General features: G+C 73.4%; 16 protein-coding genes. 7 read left to right on the top strand and 9 right to left on the bottom strand.

Annotated features, from left to right (window positions below):
• Positions 1–3: 3 nt before the first annotated feature.
• Together ACTXG6_RS26645 and ACTXG6_RS26640 are read right to left on the bottom strand one after the other, a co-directional pair.
• Positions 4–765, bottom strand: a complete 762-nt coding sequence (locus ACTXG6_RS26645; RefSeq protein WP_445182117.1) for an SDR family oxidoreductase — start codon at positions 763–765, stop codon at positions 4–6.
• Positions 765–1,994: an acyl-CoA dehydrogenase family protein gene (locus ACTXG6_RS26640; RefSeq protein ID WP_445182116.1), complete on the bottom strand. Its 1,230-nt coding sequence runs from the start codon at positions 1,992–1,994 to the stop codon at positions 765–767. Before ACTXG6_RS26640 ends, ACTXG6_RS26645 begins: the two co-directional genes overlap by 1 nt.
• Positions 1,995–2,043: 49 nt before the next feature.
• Between ACTXG6_RS26640 and ACTXG6_RS26635 the strand changes: the two genes are divergently transcribed.
• Positions 2,044–3,753 (top strand): FadD3 family acyl-CoA ligase, encoded by a 1,710-nt coding sequence (locus tag ACTXG6_RS26635; protein ID WP_445182115.1) that lies wholly within the window; start codon positions 2,044–2,046, stop codon positions 3,751–3,753.
• Positions 3,750–4,835 (top strand): acyl-CoA dehydrogenase family protein, encoded by a 1,086-nt coding sequence (locus tag ACTXG6_RS26630; RefSeq protein WP_445182114.1) that lies wholly within the window; start codon positions 3,750–3,752, stop codon positions 4,833–4,835. Before ACTXG6_RS26635 ends, ACTXG6_RS26630 begins: the two co-directional genes overlap by 4 nt.
• 205 nt (positions 4,836–5,040) lie before the next feature.
• Here the strand turns inward: ACTXG6_RS26630 and hsaC are convergent, their stop codons facing one another.
• From hsaC to ACTXG6_RS26610, 4 genes are all read right to left on the bottom strand, one after another.
• Complete coding sequence (gene hsaC, locus ACTXG6_RS26625; RefSeq protein WP_445182113.1) at positions 5,041–5,946, bottom strand: iron-dependent extradiol dioxygenase HsaC; 906 nt, start codon at positions 5,944–5,946, stop codon at positions 5,041–5,043.
• Entirely contained in the window at positions 5,943–6,797 is an 855-nt protein-coding gene (hsaD, locus tag ACTXG6_RS26620; protein WP_445182112.1) for a 4,5:9,10-diseco-3-hydroxy-5,9,17-trioxoandrosta-1(10),2-diene-4-oate hydrolase, read from the bottom strand. Before hsaD ends, hsaC begins: the two co-directional genes overlap by 4 nt.
• Positions 6,798–6,799: 2 nt before the next feature.
• Positions 6,800–7,963 (bottom strand): 3-hydroxy-9,10-secoandrosta-1,3,5(10)-triene-9,17-dione monooxygenase oxygenase subunit, encoded by a 1,164-nt coding sequence (hsaA, locus tag ACTXG6_RS26615; protein WP_445182111.1) that lies wholly within the window; start codon positions 7,961–7,963, stop codon positions 6,800–6,802.
• Between the two features lie 68 nt (positions 7,964–8,031).
• Positions 8,032–9,648 carry an FAD-binding protein gene (locus ACTXG6_RS26610; protein WP_445182110.1) on the bottom strand — a complete coding sequence of 539 codons (1,617 nt, stop codon included), beginning with the start codon at positions 9,646–9,648 and terminating at the stop codon, positions 8,032–8,034.
• Positions 9,649–9,774: 126 nt separating this feature from the next.
• Here ACTXG6_RS26610 and kstD point away from each other — a divergent pair, with 126 nt between their 5' ends.
• The 5 genes from kstD to ACTXG6_RS26585 are packed head-to-tail and all read left to right on the top strand — an operon-like array spanning position 9,775 to position 14,965.
• The gene (kstD, locus tag ACTXG6_RS26605; RefSeq protein ID WP_445182109.1) at positions 9,775–11,520 is read left to right on the top strand and encodes a 3-oxosteroid 1-dehydrogenase; all 1,746 of its coding nucleotides are present in this window, start codon (positions 9,775–9,777) and stop codon (positions 11,518–11,520) included.
• Complete coding sequence (locus tag ACTXG6_RS26600) at positions 11,517–12,668, top strand: Rieske 2Fe-2S domain-containing protein (protein ID WP_445182108.1); 1,152 nt, start codon at positions 11,517–11,519, stop codon at positions 12,666–12,668. The genes kstD and ACTXG6_RS26600 overlap by 4 nt, the downstream gene beginning before the upstream one ends.
• On the top strand, positions 12,665–12,982 hold the full coding sequence (locus ACTXG6_RS26595) for a hypothetical protein (protein ID WP_445182107.1): 318 nt from the start codon (positions 12,665–12,667) through the stop codon (positions 12,980–12,982). The genes ACTXG6_RS26600 and ACTXG6_RS26595 overlap by 4 nt, the downstream gene beginning before the upstream one ends.
• A gap of 1 nt (position 12,983) precedes the next feature.
• Positions 12,984–14,096, top strand: coding sequence for a 2Fe-2S iron-sulfur cluster-binding protein (locus tag ACTXG6_RS26590; protein ID WP_445190114.1), 1,113 nt, complete (start codon positions 12,984–12,986; stop codon positions 14,094–14,096).
• Positions 14,097–14,104: 8 nt separating this feature from the next.
• On the top strand, positions 14,105–14,965 hold the full coding sequence (locus tag ACTXG6_RS26585) for a MaoC/PaaZ C-terminal domain-containing protein (RefSeq protein WP_445182106.1): 861 nt from the start codon (positions 14,105–14,107) through the stop codon (positions 14,963–14,965).
• Positions 14,966–15,073: 108 nt separating this feature from the next.
• Here the strand turns inward: ACTXG6_RS26585 and ACTXG6_RS26580 are convergent, their stop codons facing one another.
• From ACTXG6_RS26580 to ACTXG6_RS26570, 3 genes are read right to left on the bottom strand one after another with little or no spacing between them, the layout of a single operon-like run.
• The gene (locus tag ACTXG6_RS26580; protein ID WP_445182105.1) at positions 15,074–16,246 is read right to left on the bottom strand and encodes a lipid-transfer protein; all 1,173 of its coding nucleotides are present in this window, start codon (positions 16,244–16,246) and stop codon (positions 15,074–15,076) included.
• Positions 16,243–16,680 (bottom strand): MaoC/PaaZ C-terminal domain-containing protein, encoded by a 438-nt coding sequence (locus ACTXG6_RS26575; RefSeq protein ID WP_445182104.1) that lies wholly within the window; start codon positions 16,678–16,680, stop codon positions 16,243–16,245. Before ACTXG6_RS26575 ends, ACTXG6_RS26580 begins: the two co-directional genes overlap by 4 nt.
• Positions 16,677–17,639, bottom strand: coding sequence for a bifunctional MaoC family dehydratase N-terminal/OB-fold nucleic acid binding domain-containing protein (locus ACTXG6_RS26570; RefSeq protein ID WP_445190113.1), 963 nt, complete (start codon positions 17,637–17,639; stop codon positions 16,677–16,679). Before ACTXG6_RS26570 ends, ACTXG6_RS26575 begins: the two co-directional genes overlap by 4 nt.
• Positions 17,640–17,689: the final 50 nt, after the last annotated feature.

Here is a 17,689-nt window from a genome sequence, read left to right as displayed (position 1 = left end):
CTCCTAGGGGTGTTGGCTGCTCACCGAGACGACTTCGCCGGTGAGGTAGGACGAGTAGTCGCTGGCCAGGAACACCATCACGTTGGCCACCTCCCACGGCTCCGCCGCACGGCCGAACGCCTCCTTCGCGGCGAGCTCGTCGAGCAGTTCGGGACTGGTGACCTTGGCCAGGAACGGGTGCATCGCCAGGCTGGGCGCCACCGCGTTGACCCGGATGCCGTGCTCGGCGGCGTCCATCGCGGCGCACCGGGTCAGTGCCATCACCCCCGCCTTGGCCGCCGCGTAGTGCGCCTGCCCCGCCTGCGCGCGCCAGCCGATCACCGACGCATTGTTCACAATCACCCCGCCGCCGCCCTGCTCGACCATCCGGCGCAGCGCGGCGCGGGTGCACCGGAACGTGCCGTTCAGCGTCACGTCCAGTACCCGGTACCACTCTTCATCGGGCATCTCCAGTACCGACCGGGTACCGCCCAGCCCGGCGTTGTTCATCATCACGTCGACCCGGCCGAACGCCGCCGCCGCACCGGCCAGCAGCGCCTGCACCTGCTCCTCCACGGTGACGTCGCAGGTCAGCGCGTGCACCCGGTCACCGTGCTCGGCGCACAGCCGCTCCGCCGTCTCCCCCAACCGCCGCTCGTGGTGATCACTGACCACCACCTGGGCACCTTCCTCCAGCGCCCTGGACGCAACCGCGGAGCCGATCCCGGTACCCGCCGCCGCGGTGACCACCACGACCTTTCCGGCCAGCAGGTCGTGCCCGGGCATCACGGGCGCACCGGCCGGGGCAGCCCGAGGACGCGCTCGGCGAGGATGGTCCGCTGCACCTCGTCGGAGCCGCCGTAGATGGTGTCCGCGCGGCTGAACAGGAACAGCCGCTGCCAGCGGTCCAGGTCGTACGGCTCCCCCTGGGCGACCAGCGAACCGGCGCCGAGAACCTCCATGGCCAGCTCCCCCAGCCCGCGGTGCCAGGCCGCCCAGACCAGCTTGGACACCGACGCCACGCCGGGTGCGTCACTGCCCAGGGTGCGCCGCGCATGCGCCTGCATCACTTCGAGGCCGATGCGGGCCCGCACCAGCTTGTCGCGCAGCACCGGGTCGGCCAGCGCGCCGGTGCGCCGGGCCAGCCCCACCAGGGCGTCCAGCTCGCGGCGGAACCCGACCTGCTGACCGAGGGTGGCCACCCCACGCTCCATCGCCAGGGTGCCCAGCGCGACCCGCCACCCGTCGCCGACCGCACCCACCACCAGGTCGGCATCGGTGCGCGCGCCGGTGAAGAACACCTCGTTGAACTCGGCGGTACCGGTCAGCTGCCGGATCGGCCGAACCTCGACGCCGGGTTGGTGCATCGGCACCAGCAGGTAGGACAGGCCGCGGTGTCGTTGCTGGTCGGGATCGGTGCGGGCGAGCAGGAAGCACCAGTGCGCCACGTGCGCCAGCGACGTCCACACTTTCTGCCCGTCGATCACCCACGCCTCGCCGTCGAGGGTTGCGCGAGTACGCACGGCGGCCAGGTCGGACCCGGCGCCAGGCTCGGAGTAGCCCTGGCACCACAGCTCGCGCACCGCCACGATGCCGGGCAGGAACCGCTGTTGCTGGGCGGGCGTGCCGAAGGCGATCAGGGTCGGGCCGAGCAGCTCCTCGCCGAAGTGGTTGACCCGAGCCGGGGCGTCCGCGCGGGCGTACTCCTCGTGGAAGATCACCTGGTGGGCCAGCGGGGCGCCGGCGCCGCCGTGCTCGACCGGCCAGCCGAGGCACGTCCAGCCCGCCTCGGCCAGGTGCCGGTCCCAGGCCAGCCGCTCGTCGAACGCCTCGTGCTCCCGGCCCGGACCGCCGGCGCCGCGCAGCCCGCTGAACTCGCCGGCCAGCGCGTCGGCCAGCCAGTCCCGCACGGCCGCGCGGAACCGGTCCGGATCAGCGCGCGGATCGGCTCCCGGATCGGCCTGGAACACGTACCTGTCCGGCCGCTCCGGCAGCGCTGTACTCGGCGAGCCCATGGCCGCTACAGTACAAGAACACGTTCTAGTTGTGGAGGTGTCGTCCGAGGTGCCGACCATCCCGGGCGCGTTGGCCGAGGCGGCGCTGCGGTGGCCGGACGGACCGGCGCTGATCGACGGCGAGGTCCGGCTGACCTGGTCGGAGCTGGCCGAGCAGGTGCACCAGGTGGCCCGGTTCTTCGCCGCCGAAGGGGTACGGCCGGGTCACCGGGTGGCCGTGCAGGCCCCGAACAGCTGGCACTGGGTACTCGCCGCGCTCGGCGCCCTGTGCACCGGCGCCGAACTGGTCCCGGTCAGCACCCGGTTCACCGCCCCAGAGGCGCTGGACGTGCTGCGCCGGTCGAAGGCGCGCGCCCTGGTCGTTGCCGAACCCTTCCTCGGCGTGGACCGCCTCGCCGAGCTGCGCGCCGCCGGCCTCACCAGCGCCCCCGACCTCACCCTCATCCTCCGCACCCCCGGCCCGGAAGCGCGCGGCCCGTCCGTCACCCCAGTCCCCCGCGAGTCGGGGAATTTGGCAGGCCGAGTCGCGGATTTCGACACCCCCGAACGGAGCAACGGACCCGACTGGGTCGAGTACCGCTGGGCCGAGGTGGCCGACCGGGCGCAGCTGGAGCCGGCCGGCTCGGCCCAGGCGCGCGCCGCCGGGGTGCGCCCGGACCAGGTCGCCGACGTGCTGTTCACCTCCGGCACCACCGGGCGGAGCAAGGGTGCGATGAGCAGCCACGCGCAGTCGCTGGGTGTCGCGGCGGCCTGGGCGGAGCACGCCGAGCTGACCGAGGCGGACCGCTACCTGGTGGTCAACCCGTTCTTCCACAGCTTCGGCTACAAGGCGGGCATCCTGGCCTGCGTGCTCACCGGCGCCGCGATCGTGCCGATGGCGGTGTTCGACGTGAACCGGGCGCTGGCGCTGGTCGAGCGGGAGCGGGTCACCGTGCTGCCCGGCCCGCCCACCCTCTACCGCTCGATCCTGGATGCCCCGGCGCGTGCCGGGCACGACCTGTCCAGCCTGCGGCTCGCGGTCACCGGGGCGGCCGTCGTGCCCGTCGCGCTGGTCGAGGAGATGCGCCGCGAGCTCAGCTTCGACTGCGTGCTCACTGCGTACGGGCTGACCGAGGCCGTGGTGGCCACCATGTGCCGCCCCGGCGACGACGCGGCCACCGTGGCGCGCAGCTGTGGGCGGGCCGCCGCGGGCTTCGAGGTGCGGGTGGACGCGCCGGCCGGCAGTGTGGATTCCGACACCGGCGAGGTGCTGTTGCGCGGCCCGAACGTGATGCTCGGCTACCTGGACGATCCGGCGGCCACCGCCGAGGCCGTGGACGCGGACGGCTGGCTGCACACCGGCGACATTGGCCGGCTCGACGCGCACGGCTACCTGAGCATCACCGACCGGCTCAAGGACATGTACATCCGGAGCGGCTTCAACGTGTACCCGGCCGAGGTGGAGCAGGCGCTGGCCCGGCTGGCGGGGGTGGCCGAGGCCGCCGTGGTCGGGGTGCCCGACGCCCGGCTCGGCGAGGTCGGCGCGGCGTTCGTGGTGCCCCGCGCCGGCGCCACACTGACCGCCGAGGACGTGCTGGCGTTCTGCCGGGACAACCTCGCCGGGTACAAGGTGCCGCACCGGGTCGAGTTCCGTGCGGAGTTGCCCCGCAACGCGGCCGGCAAGGTACTCAAGACCGCGCTGCGCCAGTCAGCGCGGGACCAATCAGTGCCGGACCGAGCAGCGCCGGACCAGCCAGCGCCGAGCCTGGGGTCGCCGTGAGCGAGGACGAGGACCTCGACGCGCTGCGGGCGGCCGTGCGCGGCCTCCTCGGCGCGACCCCGGAGGCGAACGCCTGGGCGCGGCTGTGCGGCGAGGTCGGCGTCGCATCGCTGGCCGTGCCGTCGCGGTACGGCGGCACCGGAGCGGGTCTGCCCGAGGTGTGTGTGGTGCTCGAGGAGCTCGGGCGGACTCTCACGCCGTGCCCGATGCTCGGCTCCGCCGTACTGGCCGCCGCGGCGCTGCTCGGCACCCACGACGACGACTCCTGCGCGCGGCTGCTCCCCGGTATCGCGGCCGGCAGCACCACGGCGGCGCTGGTCTGGGCCGGCCGCGACGGGCAGTGGGATCCCGCCGCGCCGGCCTGCCACTGGGACGGCCGGTTGCACGGCGAGGCGCACTACGTGCTGGACGGCGCGGCGGCCGAGGTGTTCGTGGTGGCGGCGCGCACCGACGGCGGGGTGCGGCTGTTCGAGGTCGACCCCGCCGACACCCGTCGCACCGGGTCGACCCCGCTCGACGCCACCCGCCCACTGGCCACCGTCGCGCTGGACGGCTGCCCTGCCCGCCCGCTGGGCACCGCGGCCGACCAGACCGCCGCCCTGGCGCACGTCCGGGACGTCGGCTGCGTGGCACTGGCCGCCGAGCAGCTCGGCACCGCGGCGCACTGCCTGGACACGACCGTGGCGTACACGAAGCAGCGGGTCCAGTTCGGCCGGCCGATCGCGCATTTCCAGGCGCTGCAGCACCGGATGGCCGACCTGCACGTGCTGGTCGAGACGGCGCGCTCGACGGTCTGGGCGGCGGCCGAGGCGGCCGGAACGGTTGGCGCCGGCGCACCGACCGGCGCGGCTGGACCGACCGGCGCCGGCGGACCCGAGCTGCCGCTGCTGGCCGGCGTGGCGAAGGTGCACTGCACGGAGGTGGCGCGGCGGGCGGCGGCCGAGATGGTCCAGCTGCACGGCGGCATCGCGATCACCTGGGAGCACGAGGCGCACCGGTACTTCAAGCGCGCACACGGCGGGGCCCAACTACTCGGCCAGCCCCACGAGCACATCAACCGGCTCGCCGCGCTCGTGCTCTGACCGTCGTCCTCCGATCGCCCGCACAGACCCACCGCGGGCCGCACAGACTCTGCACGGTCTGTGCCGACCGCACCCGGTCTGTGCGGCCCGGTGAGACGTAACCACACGCGGCTGTGCGGCCCCGGTAAGACGTAACCACGCGCGGCTGTGCGGCCCCGGTGAGACGTAACCACGCGCGGCTGTGCGGCCCCGGTGAGACGTAGAACTAGGGCCGCGGGCGGGCGCCGATAGTGAAGTCGTGGCCCCACAGGCTCACCGCGGTGGACTCCCTGGCGATCCAGCGCTCGTCGTCGACCTGGCGGCCCTCGGTGCCGAACTCGACGTCGAAGCCACCCGGCGTCTTCATGTAGAACGACAGCATCTGGTCGTTCACGTGCCGCCCGAGGGTGGCCGACATCGGCACCTTGCGGCGCAGCGCCCGGTCCAGGGCCAGCCCCACATCGTCGGTGTTCTCCACCTCGACCATCAGGTGCACGATGCCGCTGGGTGTGGGCATCGGCAGGAACGCCAGGCTGTGGTGGCGGGGGTTGCAGCCGAAGAACCGCAGCCAGGCCGGCGCGCCGTCGGCCGGCCGCCCGACCAGCTGCGGTGGCAGCCGCATCGAGTCGCGCAGCCGGAACCCGAGCACATCGCGGTAGAACCGCAGCGCCGCCTCGTCGTCGTGGGTGGACAGGACCACGTGGCCGAGCCCCTGCTCACCGGTGACGAACCGGTGCCCGTAGGGGCTGACCACCCGGCGGTGCTCCAGCGCGGCACCGTGGAACACCTCCAGAGCGTTGCCGGACGGGTCGTCGAACCGGATCAGCTCGTCGACCCGCCGGTCCGCCCGCTCGGCGGCGCTGCCTTCCTTGTAGGCCACTCCGGCCCGCTCCAGCCGGCCCCGGATCTCGGCCAGCCCGGCGGCGTCGGCAGCCTCCCAGCCGGACGCGGCCAGCCGGTCCCGCTCCCCCGGCACGATCACCAGCCGGGCCGGGAAGTCGTCCATCCGCAGGTACAGCGCGTCCGGCTGGCCACCCTGTCCTTCGAGCATGCCCAGCACCTTGAGCCCGTACTCCCGCCAGGCCGACACATCGGTGGCCTCGATCCGCAGGTAACCCAACGAACGGATCACGACGCCCCCAGGAAGTCCAGCACGAGCCGGTTGAACTCGTCGAAGCGCTCCAGCTGCGCCCAGTGCCCACAGCCACCGAACACGTGCAGCTGGGCGCGCTTGATCAGCTTGAGCGCGACCAACGCCCCGTCCAGCGGGATCACCCGGTCCTCCCGGCCCCACACCAGCAGCACCCGCTGGCGCAGCCGGTGGGCGTCGCGCCACAGCATCCCGTCCTCCGGAAACGCCCCGAACATGCGACCCATCACACCCATGGCGGCGAGCGCGGCCGGGTCGCTGGCGGCGGCGAACCGCTCCGCCACGAGCTCGTCGGTGACCAGCGCCGGGTCGAACACCAGGGTGCGCAGGAACGCGGCGAGCCGTTCCCTGCTGGGCCCGGGCGGCGCGGCGAACCCGTACAGCCGTTTGATGCCCTCGGTGGGTTCCGGCGCGAACACGTTCATGCTCAGCCCACCGGGTGCCATCAGCACCAGCCGCCCGGCGCGGTCCGGGTGGCGCAGCGCGAACCGGACCGCGGTACCGCCGCCCAGGGAGTTCCCGACCAGATGGGCCCGCTCGATGCCGAGGCTGTCCAGCAGACCGGCCAGCGCGTCGGCGCTGTGCGCGAAGTAGTGACTGCCCTCCAGCGGCCCACCGGAGCGGCCGAACCCGGGCTGGTCGACCGCGACGGTGCGCAGCGAGCCGGCGAACACCGGCACGTTGGGTCCGAAGTTGCTCCACGCCGAGGCGCCGGGGCCGCCGCCGTGCAGCAGCACCACCGCCTCGGGGTGCTCCTCGCCGGCCTGGTGGTAGTGCAGGGTCAGGCCGGGCCCCACCTCGACGAGCCGCCCCTCGGCGAACGTGGTTGTCATGATCACACCATCGCGTCCTGCACCGGGAGGCCGAGCTCCCCGGTGCCGTACAGGGCCAGGGCCCGCTCCGGGTCGTTGATCGCGTGCACCCGCCCGGCGTGCGCGTCCCGCCAGAACCGCTGGATCGGCGTGCCGGTGCGCAGCGCCCGTCCGCCGGAGCTCTCGAACAGCTTGTCGATGGCGGCGATCGACCGCCCGGTGCCCCGGACCTGGTCGCGGCGGATTGCCAGCCGCAGCGGCATCGGCATCTTCTCCCCCGCCCTGGCCAGGCGCATCAGCTCGGTCATGTGATGCTCCAGCTGCAGCCAGGCGGCGTCGATGTCACTGGCCGCCTCACCGATCCGGACCTGGGCGAACGGGTCGGCGGCTGCCTTGTTCCCGTAGGACACCCGGATCCGGTTGCGGGTGAGCTCGACGTGCGCCTCGTAGGCGCCGGTGGCCATGCCGATGATCGGGGTGGTGATCGTGTACGAGAACACCGAGCCGAACGGCAGCCGGTACAGCGGCCCGGGGTTGACCTCCTGCCCGGGACAGCGGCAGCGCGAGGTGTCCAGGAAGCTCAGCGAGCGGTGCGCGGGCACGAACACGTCGTCCACCACGATGTCGTTGCTACCGGTGCCGCGCAGTCCGACGGTGTCCCAGACGTCGTCGATGGTGTAGTCGGCCAACGGCAGCAGGAAGGTCTTGAAGTCGACCTGGTTGCCCTCGCCGTCGGTCACGAGACCGCCGAGCAGCACCCAGCTGGCGTGGTCGCAGCCCGAGGAGAAGCTCCACCGCCCGGACAGCCGGTAGCCGCCGTCCACCAGCACGGCCTTGCCGGTCGGCGCGTACGACGACGACATCCGGGTGTGCGGGTCGTCGCCCCACACGTCGTCCTGGGCCTGTGCCGGGAACAGCGCCATCTGCCAGGCGTGCACGCCGACCACCGAGGCCACCCAGCCGGTCGAGCCGCAGGCGCCGGCGACCAGCCGCACCGCGGTGTAGAAGGTGAGGGGGTCGGCCTCGTAGCCGCCGAACCGGGCCGGCTGCAGCAGCCGGAACAGCCCCGCTTCCTGCAGCGCCTTGACCGAGTCCTCGGGCAGCCGGCGGGCGTCCTCGACATCCTGCGCGCGGTCCCGGAAGATCGGCAGCAGGTCCCGCACGGCCTCGATGACCTTCTCGCCCATGCGTTGCTCCGTTCGCGTTCGCGGCGTGCCCGGCCGCCGGTGGAACACGGTCCGTCCCGAGGCCGAGACTAGAACACGTTCTCGTTTGTGTCGAGCCCGGTGGCGGCGTCCGTCGCGCTCCGCCCGGCCCGGCGACCGGAGAAGATGCAGTCGGCCAGTGACAGCCCGCTGACGTAGGAGCGCGAGCAGATCCCGACGGCGCTGCGGCCGGCGGCGAACAGCCCGTGGACCGGTTCGCCGCCCTGGCGCAGCACCGCGCCGGTGTCCTCGTCGACGACCAGGCCGCCGAGGGTCAACATCGGGCACGGGTAGTACATGCTCGGCCCGATCGAGATGTCCAGCAGAGCGTACGGCGGCTGGACCAGTGGTCGGACGAACTCGGCCGGTTTGCCCGCCGGGTCGGCCAGGCCGGCGGCGGCCGCGTCGTTGTGCGCGGCGACGGTCGCGCGCAGCCCAGCGGCGTCCACCCCGGCCTTGCCGGCCACCTCGTCCAGGGTTGCCCCGTCGACCCGGCGCGAGCGCAGCAGGTACTCCGTCTGCATCCGCTGGAACCACACGGTCTGCGAGCGCAGCTGCCGGCGGGCGTCGCGAACCAGCCCGGCGTCCACCAGCAGCCAGCCGCGCCCGCCGTGCCTGGCGATCAGCGCGTCGCCCAGCGCGGCCCCGTACCGGGACTCGTCGCACACCCGGCGCCCGGCCGCGTCCACCAGCACCGAGCCCAGGAAGGCACTGGGCGGGCTGATGAACCGCCACACCGAGACCGAACCGAGCTCCGCGGTCGCCGCACCGGCCGCCGTCCCCAGCCGGATGCCACTGCCGTCGTCGCCCGGGGTACCCAGCGCCAGGCCGCCCCGGAACGCGGGGGCGTGCTGGCGCAGCAACGCACGGTTCTCGATGAAGCCGCCGGCGGCGAGGACCACCCCGTGGCGGGCGTGGATCCGCAGTGGCCGGGCGTGCCGGCGTTCCAGCGCCTCGGCGCGCGGGTGCAGTGCCCGGCGCAGCGGCGGGTAGTAGATGCCCGGCTTGGCCGCGTACTTCGACAGCCAGCGGTGCGTCGCGGCCGGCCGCCCGGTGAGCCGCCGGCAGTCCACCCCGACCACCCGCCCGTCCGGGCCGGTGACCAGCTCGGCCGCCGAGGACTGGGTGAGCACCCGGACCCCGGCGGCCCGTGCGCCGCGCGCGAGCTGGGCGAACAGCACCCCACCGGAGATACCCCGACCCCGGGCCCGGTGTCCGCGCGGGGCGGGCGGCGCCGCGTCCCGGAAGCCGCCGGCGGCCTCACTGCCGGAGTAGTACAGGTAGTGCCGGTTGCTCGGGTACGACGTCTTGTACGGGCACAGGCTGGCCTCGAACGGCACCCCGAGATCGGCCAGCCAGGTGACCATGTCCACGCTGCCGTCGCAGAACCGGCGCAGCGTCGAGGCGGACACCACGTCGCCGACCTCCCGGCGCAGGTACTCGAACATCGCGTCCGGGGTGTCGGTGACGCCGGCCGCTCGCTGCACGCTGGTGCCACCGCCGGCGTAGACCACGCCGCCGGACAGCGCCGACGACCCTCCCCCGCCGAACCGGTCCAGCACGATCACGTCCGCGCCGGCCCTGGCCGCCTCGATCGCCGCGCACGCTCCCGCCGCGCCGAACCCGACCACCACCACGTCCGCGACCAGCTCGTCGTCCCCGCCCACTCGACACCTCCCCAAACTGGAACACGTTCTAGTAGACTCCGGGCCGACAGGTCTCGAACCTGACGTGGCACCGCTGAGACGTTTCTATAACATGTTTCAGTCTGCCCGACCGGACCGGGAGGTGACATGCGCGAGTGTGACGTGATTGTGGTGGGCAGTGGCGCGGCCGGGCTGACCGCGGCGCTCACCGCGGCACACCGAGGGCTCACCGTCGTCGTGGTGGAGAAGGCCGCCCGGTTCGGCGGCTCCACCGCACGCTCCGGCGGCGGGGTGTGGGTGCCGAACAACAGCGTGCTGCGCCGCGCCAGGGTGCCGGACAGCCCGGCGCTGGCCGCGAGCTACCTCGCGCACCTGCTCGGCGACTCGGTGTCGGCGGCGCGGCGCCAGGCGCTGCTGGAGCACGGCCCGGCCATGCTCGATCTGGTCCGGGCGCTCACCCCGCTCGACTTCGCGTGGGTGCCCGGCTATGCCGACTACTACCCGGAGCTGCCCGGCGGAATACCGCGCGGGCGCACCATCGAGCCGAAGCCGATGGACGGCCGGGTGCTCGGTGCCGAGCTGGCGCGGCTGAACCCGCCGTACATCCGCAGTCCCGGCGGCATCACGGTGACCGCCGCCGACTACCGCTGGCTGTGCCTGATCGCCCGTCATCCCCGCGGTGTGCTGCGTGTCGGGCGGGTGGCCGGGCGGCGGGTGCTCGGTGCGCTGCGCCGCCAGCACACCCTGGTCATGGGTCAGGCGCTGATCGCCGGGCTGCGCGCGGGGCTGCTGGCGCTGGAGGTGCCCGTCTGGCTGGACACCCCGCTGGTCGAGCTGCGCCGCGACGGCGATCGGGTGACCGGGGTCCGGGTCCGGCAGGGCCGCGCCGAGGAGGAGCTGCGGGCGCGGCGGGGGGTGGTGCTGGCCTGCGGCGGCTTCGAGCACAACGCGGCGATGCGGTCGCGCTACCAGGCGGCGCCGATCGGCACCGAATGGACCACCGGCGCCGCGGAGAACACCGGCGACGGGATCGAGGCCGGTCAGCGCGCCGGGGCGGCGGTCGACCTGATGGACGACGCGTGGTGGGGGCCGTCCATCCCGCTCACCGGCGGCCCGTACTTCTGCCTCAACGAACGGACGCTGCCCGGCTGCATCATGGTCAACGGGGCCGGCGAGCGGTTCGTGAACGAGGCCGCCCCGTACGTCGATGCGGTGCACGCGATGTACGACGGGCACGCCACCGGCGTCTCCCACGTGCCGTCCTGGCTGATCGCCGACCAGCGCTACCGGCAGCGGTACCCGTTCGCCGGGCTGCGGCCGGGGCAGGCGTTCCCGGGCCGCTGGTACGAGGCCGGCGCGGTGCACAGCGCGGCCAGCCTGGACGAGTTGGCGGCCGCCATCGAGGTGCCCGCCGACGGCCTGCGAGCCACGGTGAACGCCTTCAACGTCGCCGCGCGCAACGGCCGTGACGAGCAGTTCCACCGCGGCGAGAGCGCCTACGACCGCTACTACGGCGATCCGAGGCACCGGCCGAACCCCTGCCTCGGCCCGCTCGAGGTCGCGCCGTTCCACGCGGTGCGCATCGTGCCCGGCGACCTGGGCACCAAGGGCGGGCTCTGCGTGGACGAGCGGTCCCGGGTACTCCGCGACGACGGCTCGGTGATCGCCGGGTTGTACGCCGCCGGCAACGTCAGCGCGTCGGTGATGGGGCGCACCTACGCCGGTGCCGGCGCCACCATCGGTCCCGCCATGACCGGCGGCTACGTCGCGGCGCTGGAGCTGGCGGCGCTGGACCCGGGGGCGACGGACCCGGGGGCGCTGGACCTGGCGGCGCCCGGGTCGGCCGCGAAGGTCGCGCCGGGCGATCTCGCGAACAGCGGAGGGTCGGCATGAGCGAAACCGAGGACGGGGTGCGGACGATCGACGTCGGTGTGCCGCCGACCCGGTTCGCCAGGGGCTGGCACTGCCTCGGGTTGGCCGAGCCGTTCCGGGACGGCAAGCCACACGCGGTGCAGGCCTTCGGCACCAAGCTGGTGGTGTTCGCGGACAGCGCGGGCGAGCTGAAGGTGCTGGACGGCTACTGCCGGCACATGGGCGGCGACCTGACCCAGGGCAGCATCAAGGGCGACGCCGTGGCCTGCCCGTTCCACGACTGGCGGTGGGCCGGCAACGGGCGCTGTGTGGGCATCCCGTACGCGAAGCGGGTGCCGCCGCGCGCCCGCACCCGGACCTGGCTGACCTGCGAGCAGAACCGGCAGCTGTTCGTCTGGCACGACCCGCAGGGCCGCCCGCCCGGTCCGGAGCTGGCCATCCCCAAGATCGAGGGTGCCTTCTCCGACGAGTGGAGCGACTGGACCTGGGACACGCTGGTGATCGACGGCTCGCACTGCCGGGAGATCATCGACAACGTCGTGGACATGGCGCACTTCTTCTACGTGCACTTCGCGTTCCCGACGTTTTTCAAGAACGTCTTCGAGGGCCACGTCGCCACCCAGTACCTGCACACCAAGGGTCGCCCGGACGTGGGCAAGAAGACCGCGTACACGGAGGACAGCCTGCTGCGGTCCGAGGCGTCCTACTACGGCCCGTCGTACATGATCGACTACCTGTGGCACGACTTCAGCGGCTTCACCATCGACACCGTCCTGATCAACACCCACTACCCGATCAGCCCGACGTCGTTCGTGCTGCAGTGGGGCGTGATCGTGCACAAGCCGCCGGGGCTGACCCACGAGCAGGGCAACAAATTGGCCGAACGGTTCGCCAAGGGCACCGGCGTCGGCTTCCTGCAGGACGTGGAGATCTGGAGGAACAAGAGCCGGATCGACAACCCGCTGCTCTGCGAGGAGGACGGTCCGGTGTACCAGCTGCGCCGCTGGTACGAGCAGTTCTACGTCGACGCCGAGGACGTCACCGAGGAGATGACGCAGCGCTTCGAGTTCGAGGTCGACACCACCCGTGCGGTGCAGGCGTGGGAGGAGGAGGTCCGGCAGAACCTGGCCCACCGGGCCGCGCGCGAACCGAGCGGGCAGCCGACGTGACCGGGCCGGCGGGTCGGCCCGAGGAGCTCGCCGCCGCGACGATGGCCGACCGGCGGGCGCAGCTGGAGGACGGGCTCTCCGAGCTGGACTGCGGGCACTGCGGCGGCGTGGTCCGGGTGAAGAAGAACAGCCTCGCGCACACCAGCATCCAGTGGACCGCCGACGCGGTCCGGCGCTGCCCGGCCTACGCCATCCGGGACGGCTGCCCGCACCTGCGGCGCAGCGTGGACTCCGCCGTGGCGGACGGCTGGCTGGAGGTGCCGGAGGACCCGCTCGAGATCCCGCGGGGCAGGCTGGTGCACCCCAGTGGCTGAGTTGGGGGCTGGGTTCCACCGGCTCCGGGTGAGCGAGGTGACCGCCGAGACGGTCGATGCCGTGTCGCTCACCCTGCGCGTGCCGCCGGAGCTGGCGCCGCGCTACGCCTACCGGCCCGGGCAGTTCCTCACCCTGCGCATCCCGACCGCCGACGGCTCCGCGCTGGCCCGCTGCTACTCGCTGTCCAGCTCCCCGCACCCTGTCAATCCAGGCGCCGACCTCACCGTGACCGTCAAGCGGGTCGCCGAGGGGCGCGGCTCCAACTGGCTGTGCGACCACGTCGAGGTGGGCGTGGAGCTGGACACGATGCCCCCGGCCGGCACGTTCACCCCGCGCTCGCTCGACGCGGACCTGTTGCTGGTCGCCGCCGGCAGCGGGATCACGCCGGTGATGTCGATCCTGCGCGCCGCGCTGGCCGCCGGGAGTGGCCGGCTGGTGCTGCTCTACGCCAACCGCGACGAGCGCTCGGTGATCTTCGCCGACGAGCTGCGCGAGCTGGCCGCCGCGTACCCGGCCCGGCTGGTCGTGCTGCACTGGCTGGAGTCGCTGCAGGGCCTGCCCGGTCGGGCCGCGCTCGCCGCGCTGGCCGCCCCGCACGCCGAGCGCGAGGTGTTCCTCTGCGGTCCGGCGCCGTTCATGGACGCGATGACGCACGCGCTGCGCGACCTGGGCGTACCGCGCAAACGGCTGCACATCGAGCGGTTCGTCTCGCTCACCGAGGACCCGTTCGCCGCGCTGGCGGACGCCTCCGTCGCCGCGGCGGGTTCCGTCGAGAGCCCGGCCGAGAGTTCGGACGGGAGCCCTGCCGAGGACTCAGCCGAGGACTCCGGGGAGATGGACAGTTCGGTGGAGGTGCGGCTCGACGGCGAGCACCACACGTTCCGGTGGCCGGCCGGCACGGTGCTGCTGGACCTGCTCCGCGATCGGGGCCTGGACGCGCCGTTCTCCTGCCGGGAGGGTGCGTGCAGCGCGTGTGCCTGCCGGGTCACCGCCGGCGAGGTGAAGATGCGCCGCAACGAGGTGCTCGACCAGACCGACCTGGACGAGGGCTACGTGCTGGCCTGCCAAGCCCTGCCGATCACCGAGTCGGTGTCGGTCAGCTACGACGAGTAGGGGTCGGCGTGCCGATTGACCCGGAGCGCGCCCTCGGCGCCGAGCTGCCGCCTCGGACCTTCGAATGGACCGCCTCGGACGTGCTGCTCTACCACCTGGGAGTGGGCGCCGGGGCGGACCCGGTGGACCCCCGCGAGCTGCGCTACGCCTACGAGGACGACCTGCGGGTGCTGCCCACGTTCGGGATCGTGGCGCCGACCCTGCGGGACACCGAACCGCCGAAGGTGGCGCTGCCCGGGATCGAGCTCGACCTGGCTTCGGTGCTGCACGGCCACCAGGAGATCACCGTGCCCGGCCCGCTCCCGGTGGCCGGCACCGGGGTGGCCCGGGGCCGGATCGCCGACCTGCAGGACAAGGGGTCGGCGGCGGTGATCGTGCAGGAGACCGAGGTGCGCGACCCGTCCGGCGTACTGCTGTGGACGGCGCGGTCCAGCATCTTCGCCCGGGGTGAGGGCGGCTTCGGCGGCTCGCGCGGCACGGCGGCGCGGGTCGTGCTGCCCTCGCGCGCGCCGGACGCTGAGTTGCTCACCCCGACACTGCCCCAGCAGGCGCTCTGGTACCGGCTCTGCGGCGATCGGAACCCGCTGCACGCCGACCCGGCGTTCGCCGCGCGCGCCGGCTTCGACCGGCCGATCCTGCACGGGCTGTGCACCTGGGGCATGGTCTGCAAGGCCGTGGTGGACGGCCTGCTCGACGGGGATGTCGGCCAGGCGCGCCACTACCGGGCCCGGTTCGCCGGCACGGTGCTGCCCGGGGAGACACTGCGCACCCGGGTCTGGCGGGTCGACGACGGGTTCGCGCTGGTCACCACCGTCATCGAACGCGACGATGCGCCCGTCCTGAGCGACGCGATGCTCACCGTCGCCTAACCGCCGCCCGTCCTCGCTGAGATCTACCGCGCCGGGCTCTCCGCCGTGATCAAAACCCCGCTGGTGTAGCTCTCGGCGGGAATCACCGGCCGGCGACCAGGGCCTCGGTCAACCCGCCGCCAGGACCAGGCCGCTGGTGGGGACGCCGGTGCCGGCGGTGACCACGACGTGCGCCACGTCGGCGACCTGGTTCACCGAGTCGCCGCGCAGCTGGCGGACGGCCTCGGCGATGCCGTTCATGCCGTGGATGTAGGCCTCGCCGAGCTGGCCGCCGTGCGGGTTCACCGGCAGTGCACCGTCCAGCTCGATGCCGCCGTCGGCAACCAGGTGCCGCGCCTCGCCGCGCCCGCAGAACCCCAGCTCCTCGAGCTGGACCAGTACGAACGGGGTGAAATGGTCGTAGAGCAGGGCGACCTGGACATCCGCCGGCCCGATCCCCGCCTGTTGCCACAGCTGGCGTCCGACCAGCCCCATCTCCGGCAGTCCGGCCAGGTCCTCGCGGTAGTAGCTGGTCATGGTGAACTGGTCGGACCCGCTGCCCTGGGCGGCGCCGGTGATCACCGCCGGGCGGTGCGGCAGATCCCGGGCCCGCGAAGCGCTCGTCACCACGATGGCCACCGCGCCGTCGGTCTCCTGGCAGCAGTCCAGCAGGTGCAGCGGTTCGACGATCCAGCGGGACGCCTGGTGTTCCTCCAGGGTGATCGGCCGGCCGTGGAACCAGGCGTTGGGGTTGGTCGCCGCGTGCCGGCGCATCGCCACCGCGACGCGGCCGAAGTCCTCGCTGGTCGCGCCGAACTCGTGCTGGTACCGCCTGGCGAACATGGCCACCGTGGCGGCCGGCGTGCTCAACCCGACCGGGTAGTGCCAGCCGTTGTCGATACCGCTGGAGGTGCCCGCGGCCACCGCGGCCGCCTGCACCCGACCGAACCGCGAGCCCGACCGCTCGTTGAACGCGCGGTAGCAGACCACCACGTCGGCGATCCCGGTGGCGACCGCCATCGCGGCGTGCTGCACGGTCGCGCAGGCCGCGCCGCCGCCGTACGGGATCCGGCTGAAGAACCTCAGCTCGGGCACACCGAGCTCCCGCGCCACCGCGATCTCCGCGTTGGCGTCCATCGCAAAGGTGACCATGCCGTCCACGTCGGAGGGCTCCAGCCCGGCGTCGGCGAGCGCGGCGCGCACCGCCTCGGCGGCCAGCTGCAGCTCGCTGCGCCCGGAGTCCTTGGAGAAGTCGGTCGCCCCGATACCGGCGATCGCGGCCGCCCCGGACAGCGCCGTCATGCCCAGACCACCCGGACCCGGCCGGTGACGTGGTCCCCCAGCCCGCAACGCCCGATCACCTCGACCACCACCTCACCTCCGTCTCCGTCTCCGGATCCGGAACCGTCCCGCACCGCTGGGCCGACCTCGACGACCCGCCCGGCGAGCACGAGCGTGTCGCCGGCGTAGCAGGGCACCCCGAGCCGGACCTTGACCCCGCGCACCCGCGCTCGGGGTCCGGCCCAGTCGGTGACACAGCGCTGCACCAGTCCGGTGGTGGTGAGGATGTTCAGGAAGATGTCCTTCGAGCCGCGCGCCACCGCCGCGTCCCGGTCGTGGTGCACGTCCTGGAAGTCACGGGTGGCGATCGCGGTGGACACCACGAAGGTGGCGGTGACCTCGAAGGTCAGCTCGGGCAGCAGGTCGCCGACCGCGGGCGCCCGCGTCGCGGTCATCGGGGCCGCCAGGCGGGCAACGTCAACTCGTCGTCCACCCGGTCGAAGTCGATCTCCACCGGCAGCCCGACCCGGACCTCCGACGGCTCGACACCGCGCAGCTCCCCCAGCACCCGCACGCCCTCCGCCAGCTCCACCAGCGCGACCACGAACGGCAGCTCGCGTCCGGGCACCGGCGGGTGGTGGTGCACCACGAAGCTGTAGACCGCACCCAACCCGGACGCGACCAGGTACTCCGGCCGGGTCGCGCCGCAGCGCGGGCACATCGGCCCCGGCGGGTGACGCAGCAGCCCGCAGCCGCCGCACCGCCACACCCGCAGCTCGCCGGCCGAGGTGCCGGCCCAGAAGTACTCGGTGTCCCGGGTGACCGTCGGGCGCAGCACGTTCCTCGGCGGAGTCGGCAGCGTCGGCGGTTCCGGCGGATCCGGCGCCGTCAGCGGTTCCGGGACGGCCGAGGGTGCCGGCGGGCGGAACTTGAGCACCCGGAACATCATCTCCGCGACCGGCTCCGCACCGACGCTCCAGGTGCTCACTGTGGTGACGAACCAGCCCTCACCCAGTGCGGTGCGCTTCGGCCCGACCACGTCCGTCAGCCGGGTGCGCACCGCCAGCTGCTCGCCGGGCACCAGGTAGCGGTGGTAGCTCTGCTCGCAGTCGGTGGCCACCACCGAGGTGTAACCGACCTCGTCGAGCACCGCGGTCATCGCGCCGAGCGGGTCGTCCGCGGCGCGTTGGCCGTGCAGGCCGTGCATGGTCCACACCTGAACCATCGCCGGCGGCGCCAGCTCGGGATAGCGCGGATCAGCGTCGCCGAGGGCCTCGGTCCAGTTGCGGATCATGGCCCGGTTCACCGGGTCGCGGGCCAGTCGGGGCGCACTGTCGCCCTGCTCCCGGATCCGCCGTGCCGCCGCCAGCACCGCCGCGTTGGGCGCGGCAGCCGCCCCAGCTCCGTTCGTCACGGCCCCGTCGAGGTCGACCGGCACGCCATCCCTCCCGACCGCCAAACTGC

It is taken from the genome of Pseudonocardia sp. Cha107L01, assembly GCF_052566575.1.
This window is presented reverse-complemented; position numbering and strand designations above follow the sequence as displayed.

What these genes read in the sequence shown, in the direction of transcription:
- ACTXG6_RS26575 (WP_445182104.1), bottom strand. Translation starts at nt 16,680, where the DNA reads ATGACCGCGACGCGGGCGCCCGCGGTCGGCGACCTGCTGCCCGAGCTG.
- kstD (WP_445182109.1), top strand. Translation starts at nt 9,775, where the DNA reads ATGCGCGAGTGTGACGTGATTGTGGTGGGCAGTGGCGCGGCCGGGCTG.
- ACTXG6_RS26580 (WP_445182105.1), bottom strand. Translation starts at nt 16,246, where the DNA reads ATGACGGCGCTGTCCGGGGCGGCCGCGATCGCCGGTATCGGGGCGACC.
- ACTXG6_RS26645 (WP_445182117.1), bottom strand. Translation starts at nt 765, where the DNA reads ATGCCCGGGCACGACCTGCTGGCCGGAAAGGTCGTGGTGGTCACCGCG.
- ACTXG6_RS26640 (WP_445182116.1), bottom strand. Translation starts at nt 1,994, where the DNA reads ATGGGCTCGCCGAGTACAGCGCTGCCGGAGCGGCCGGACAGGTACGTG.
- hsaD (WP_445182112.1), bottom strand. Translation starts at nt 6,797, where the DNA reads ATGACAACCACGTTCGCCGAGGGGCGGCTCGTCGAGGTGGGGCCCGGC.
- ACTXG6_RS26600 (WP_445182108.1), top strand. Translation starts at nt 11,517, where the DNA reads ATGAGCGAAACCGAGGACGGGGTGCGGACGATCGACGTCGGTGTGCCG.
- hsaA (WP_445182111.1), bottom strand. Translation starts at nt 7,963, where the DNA reads ATGGGCGAGAAGGTCATCGAGGCCGTGCGGGACCTGCTGCCGATCTTC.